Consider the following 5,457-nt stretch of genomic DNA (forward strand, 5'->3'; position numbering starts at 1 on the left):
GTACCTGCCGTCATGCTTGAAGTCCTGTTCTTGATTCAGGGCACGATGGGTCCGTTCGGTTTCAGAAGGCGTGGTCAGTTCGACAAGGAGACCTTCGAAATCGCTCCCACCGATCTGTGCGCCTGAGTCATCAGCTGTTGTCGTCATCATCAGGTCACGCCAGTTGGCCACAACACCGGTCAAGACGTAGTTGAGCTCGGCAAGGGTGTTCCGGTAGGAATCGGGGGTGACCATGTCTAGCATGGTGAACAATCCAGCACCAACACGGAACGTGTATTCTCCGTATTGTCCGGTTGCGTCCTTCGAGTAGGTCCGGTATGGATAGACCTTCGAGAGGTCGGTCGCGAAATAGGTCGTGCCCGGCTCGACCCCGGTGAAACTGTTCAGGGTGAAGCTGTTCCTGTGTACGTCCCATGCAGAAACAACGACATCCTTGCCGGTAACAGCATACACACCAGCACCGTAGGTGGGTAGGCCGCCGTACTGTGCCTGGATGCGCCTGAAGTTGTCAGGCCTGTGCCTGTTTTCCCAGTCGAAGATGTTGTCGAGGTCCATGATGTAGAGCTTCTGGTTTGCCTTGTTCAGGGCATTGTCACTAATCCTTATCTTGTGGTTTCCTCGCAGGAGCTCATCACGAACAGTCATGTAGCAGAGGTAGTTGGCCTGTTCAGTGCCAAGGGTTGGATCGTTGATATCACCAAGATGATGCACGTAGAGCCTGTTATTGCCGTGATAGAGGGCCTTCGAGCGACCAAGGCCAGTGAATCCGTTCCTGAACTGGTCCACTGCAACCCGTTCGAACAGAGGTTCACCGTCCATCGAGATGTCCATGGTTTGGTACTGCAAACTGGTACCGTCTACGTTGTCGATAGCAAAGGCGAAGACAAAGGTATGGCTTCCATCCGAGGTTTCCTTGAACCCTTCGAGCTCCACCCAGTCGTCATCTCCGTTGAGGCTGAGTTGATAGGTTTCATTGGTCTGACCAGCTTCGAAACCGGGGCTTGCCTGATAGGTGACCAGAGGCTGAGTGCCCACATCGTTGCTCCAATCAGAGACGTAGGCTTCGCTCATGCGTTGGGTTCCCGGTGCTGAGATCTCTGCAGAATACAGGTAATCGTCGGTATAGACCTCTTGGCCACCGAGCCATACCTTCTCGAAAGGTAGCACGCCGGCTGAAACGATCTGATTGCCGTCCTTGAGCCAGTTCTGTATGGCTGGGACGCCTGTATCGTCTGGCTGGAGAATCTGTATGGGTACCGTTTCCTCCAGCATCACGAGGACGCCGGGCTTGCGGGTATAGACAAGGTCGATGAGGTCGTTTGCTGAGACGACTGTGATATCGTTCTGGTCGCTCAGGCGGAGACCGTTGACCACGTAGTCAAGCGGGAGCTCGTCACCATAGATGTAGACCGGTGTGGTATCATAGGTGCGGTCAGGAATGTCGGAATAAATCTGTGTCTCCCTGCGCTCGTACTGCGTGTACTCGATGTGTGTGGAGTTGTCTGTTGTGTTGAACGCTACCGCTGCAATCCACGTGCAAGGTAGCTGGTCCTTGGGATTGTTGTGGAAATAAGAATCGAGGTAGTTCATGCGGTTTGCTGTGAGCGTCTCGACTGATACATCCGTTCCCGTCTCGAAGCTGACCCCCACCTTCTGCCAGCCAGTGAGTGCACCCTTCTCAGCGTCATGTGACCGTATCCAGAGGTCGCGGTTTTCGATGCGGTGCTTGTCCACGGTAAGGGAAGCATCATCGCTTATGGTAAGCCATAGCCTTGGTTCGGCATCCTGCACCGGGATGATAAGTTCTGCAGGTTCGTCTGTCACGGTCAGCTGTTTTGAGAGGGTGATGTCCACGGTGCCGTCTGTTGAGAGGGTTGTTGTTCCGGTGGCGAACTGGTCACCTGCCTCCACTTCGATCCTGAACTTGTCACCAGCTTCAACATCGGTGAGGTACAGCTGAATCCTGTCGAGCTTGGTGTCCTGTAGGGGTAGCTGCTGGGTTATCTGTGCGGTGCCGACTTGCAGACTGGTTGCCATCGCGTCAAGGGCACCGGTCTCGGTCCATGCGGTCTGTGCAGGTGTGAAGTACCGCCACTCTGCAACCTCATACGGTGGGTAGGCCCAGTCGTCAGCAAGCCTGCCTGTGCGGGCTAATTCCCAGGCCACGGACTGCAGGCTCAGGTCCTTTATCGATTGGTCAAGGGTCGAGTTATGCAGGAAGTCGTTGAGCCAGCCGGGGCTCACGGTCTCGGTTATATCAAGATCGATGTCCGTGTCCCATGCTGCTTCAAGCGGGTTGAGGTCGGTGAGAAGGCCCGGGTCAACAGCATACAGACTACGGTAAGCTTGCAGCCAGGTTGTTATAGAGGAGAAATCGATATCTGAGAGGAGGGGGCCGGGGTCGAGTTCCAGCAGATTCCTAATGTCTCTGGCTATCGCCAGAATATGCAAGCTCAAACGCCAGACCTTCTCTTCAATGGTCAGCATACCTTCAGTTCTACGGATAGCGTTCACCTTCTGTGCTGTTTCTCCTATCCGATGGAAATAAGAAATCAGGGCATCCAATGTTTCCTCAGAAAAGAGAGAGGTGAGAATATCCATCCGACGTTTTAGTGCACTCTTAGTTACCTTCTCGGCATTTCTTCTGTTTCCTTCACTGGCTCCATACGCCCGCCATAACATAGGATTCTTGTGTAACTCGATTGTGTAATGAATAAGTCCCTCTATTATGTCAACTCTCCGAATACTCCCATATGATGACTGATATATACCAATTCCATCCTTTGTGTTGGTCGTCATACTCATAATGAGAAATTGAAGTTTGCGACGTTGATTCAATATCTGCTTAGGGATAGAAGTAGTAGTCAATCTATCTCTCTTAGTATATATATTAGCTAAATCACTTCTGTGTTTATTGAGTATAGCAACATCATACAACCCTTTCACATACTTGTCATCTGAATCCTTTACCAAGACAATGATATCTGCATCGCTTGCTCGAATGGGGTCCTGTATCGATTTTCCTTCGGGGCCTTGAAGAAATAGTGCAGTCAGCAAATTACCATCCTTGTCCACCCATCTGTCATTGTATCTGGCTTTCTTGTCGACTATGCCCTTCGCTTTCAGTGTCTGAAATAGTACCCGTCTTGATGAAAGTAGGGCAGATAATGTTCCTTTGTAGTTGGTGGCTCTCTTGATTGTACTTTCGGTACCTCCGCTTTGGACGGGAATTTCTCTTACATGCGTTGGCATATTAGCAATGTACAGTATCATCCGGCGACCAAGTACACTTGTTAGGCCGTGAGAAATCCTTCCTATATCCCCAATCAGCCCATTCTTTGCACTATTGAAAGACTTTCCACCAACGGCAGATTCCTTGAACATCGGAAATTTCGCCCTTCCACCATATATATTGGATAGGACCAATTCCAATTGTGCCTTCAATTCAGCTGCAGTTCCTTCAACTACTTGAGGAATCCGTGCATTTTCTAGGTAAGCCACTTCAACCTCTCTATAATATTGCTCTTTCAAACCGCCTTCATCATTGAATTCAGGTTTCCCCAAGAGCATACTGTATATTTCATTATCTCCGGTATTTAGTAATGTATCTAGATTATCGTAATTGTTTTCTAGAATAGAATTTACCCTTTGTCCAAAGGCCAATTGATTTTCGAAATACGCCAATAAGGGTTCGACATTCTTCGCTAGTGCGTTATGACATGCTCGCTTTACTTTGTTCGAGACTCCGGGAAGATCCAAAGTGTCATAGAGAAGCCTCTTATAGCTATTAATCCTAATCAACGCCTCCATTTCTGTTCCGAATATTGGGGTGTGACCTCTTAGCACATCCTGTAGTCTACCGAAAGTCACGATGTTCTTTGATTCATCATCTATGCCATTTTCGGTTATCAGCAAATATATTTCGTATTTTGTATCAATTTGTGTCAATTCTCTACCATCATCATATTGGAATCTATTCAATGTGGCATCTTCTGTCTTTCGTATGATTAGTTTTGCATTCATAGTTCTAAGTGCCAGTTCATATTCCCGCGAAGTTATTCTACTAGAGTCTACCTCAGCCTCACCAAGACGTGTACCTTTCGCGAATTTTTTGCCATGTGGATGTCCTACAATATGCCTAGCGGGGATATCTCTAACTCCTACAGTCACAACATCGCCTTCTTCTTTGGTTTTAAGGGAATACGCGTCCATAATCTCTGGAATTAGTCCTTCTATGAATTCAGAAAAGGTGGGAGAAAATCGCCAGTCTCTCGTACACTTCCTATGGAAAGGGTTTGTTCGTTTATGTCGCCCACTATAATAATCGTGGTCATCCTTCTGTGCATCAGTCCATGCTTTCCAATTCTTATCGCCCCCGTCCGGGTTTATGGTCCATTCTGGCTCATTCTTTGGCAAGAAATCGAGGCGTTTCTTGATACTATTGATGAAGCTTTGGTATAGCGAACCCTCTAGACTTCCCCACCGCCATTCTTTGTTACTCTGTGTATTGATATTTAATATGTCAAGTTCAATCTGATAATCTCTGAGCGCCCCACCTAGAACACGCTCGAATGCACTGGTATCTTCCAGTATCTCTTTGTCCATTTTCATTTCAGGACCGTTGAATTCTTTCACAATGCTGGAAAATCTCCGGATACCATCTCCGCCTTCAGATACTCGTTTGTGGTATTTCTTCCTATCAACATGAACCACCCAAACATATCTGTCGCCAATTTTCTTTCTTTTTGGTTTCACTAGTAGACCTGTTTCATCTTTGTCAAATGCAGTATATGCTTCATCCAAGCCAGAATACACACCAATGCCTGATGCTACAGTTTCATCAGTGGCAAACACATCAAGTAAGCTTACCCGACCATTCGTATCTATATCCAGTTTTAGTGTTAGCGGATTTAAGCACTGAAACTCATTTCCCAATACAATAGTCTGAATAGACTTGGTGTCTCTTCCAATTATCCTGTCCGAGCTGTCCGATTTGCCATCTGACAGGTATACATATGGCTTGACTTGTCCCTCCTCTCCTTCGGGGGCCTTTTTTGATTCAAAGGCGCTCAGGGTAAGATAGTATTGTCCTGCACCATCGTCTGTCAGTAAATCTTCAATATCGAAATTGGATGCTTGGACCAAGACGAAGTGAAACATCTGGGCCACATTCTCATCCGAAATCTTGTCCCATTTATCTGAATCTGGATTTTGTTTCTTATAGTTCACAAATACCTTTCTATAGATGAAAGTCATTACTTCAGCAAGACCCATGACATTATCTCCCAGTTCCATTCTGAAGGAATTGACAAGACCTAGTTCTGAATCTATGTTGCATGCAACAAAATCTAACAAGGCAAGTGTTTCAATCGTGTTGAAATTAATTTCATTCCAAGAGATATCTACATTCTGATATTCATCCACTGGAATTGCCTTCCCTGCGAATCTACTCTCCAC

1 protein-coding gene is annotated in these 5,457 nt (G+C 47.3%); it reads right to left on the minus strand.

What is annotated here, in order from left to right; all coding sequences use genetic code 11:
- Positions 1-5,424, minus strand: a 5,424-nt coding sequence (locus GF309_12555; protein ID MBD3159615.1) for a hypothetical protein, incomplete at its 3' end; no start/stop codon positions are given.
- Positions 5,425-5,457: the final 33 nt, after the last annotated feature.

It is taken from the genome of Candidatus Lokiarchaeota archaeon (genome assembly GCA_014730275.1).
Taxonomy (GTDB): Archaea; Asgardarchaeota; Thorarchaeia; order Thorarchaeales; family Thorarchaeaceae; genus WJIL01.